The sequence below is a fragment of the Mycobacterium sp. 852002-51163_SCH5372311 genome, assembly GCF_001667115.1.
Lineage (GTDB): Bacteria > Actinomycetota > Actinomycetes > Mycobacteriales > Mycobacteriaceae > Mycobacterium.
The window spans coordinates 1-758 of record NZ_LZIJ01000142.1 but is presented as its reverse complement, the minus strand read 5'-3'; the positions used below and the strand labels follow the sequence as shown (position 1 = coordinate 758).

Sequence of the window (758 nt, the reverse complement as noted above, 5' to 3'; positions counted from 1 at the left end):
GGCTTCGCTGCCGGTCGCTGAATGGGCTCGGTGATCGCGTCGCGGGCGGCATCGGCAAACTCCACTGTGGTCGCGTATCGCTGGTCGGGGTCTTTGGCCATGCCGGTCGCGATGACCTCGTCGACAGCGGGAGGCACATTGGGTTGGGTGGTCGAGGGTCGCGGCGGGGGGGTACTCAGGTGTGCGGCGACCAGGCGCGCCATCGTGTCTTCCTCGAAGGGCGGGTGTCCGGTCAGGCTTTCAAATAGCACGCAGGCCAGCGAGTAGATGTCGGCGCGGGCATCTTCTGTTCTGTTATCTAACCGCTCGGGTGCGATGTACTGAAAGGTGCCGATCATGAAGCCCGACTTGGTCATTCGCGTCTCTTCCAGGACGCGGGCGATGCCGAAGTCGATCAGGTAGGCGAAGTCGTTGCGGTCGAGCAGGATGTTGGAGGGTTTGATGTCGCGGTGCAGCAGACCCACCTCGTGGGCGGCGTGCAGAGCTTCAGCGACCTGGCCGATGATGTGTACCGCGCGCGCGGGTTCCAACGGCCCGTCAGCCAGCAGGGTCTGCAGGTCGCGGCCCTCGACCAGGCGCATGTCGACATACAGGCGGCCGTCGATTTCGCCGTAGTGATGGATCGGGATGACGTGCGGGCTGTTCAACCGCGCCGCCGCGTGGGCTTCGCGGCGGAATCGGCCCTGAAAGTCGTCGTCCTCCGACAGATTCGCCGGCAACAACTTGAGGGCCACGATCCGGTCGGTGTCGGTGTCATG

General features: G+C 64.8%; 1 protein-coding gene. It reads right to left on the bottom strand.

Going from position 1 to position 758, the window contains the following annotated elements; translation table 11 throughout:
* The coding region (locus A5791_RS16540) for a serine/threonine-protein kinase (protein WP_156661224.1) at window positions 1-758 on the bottom strand (758 nt) is incomplete at both ends.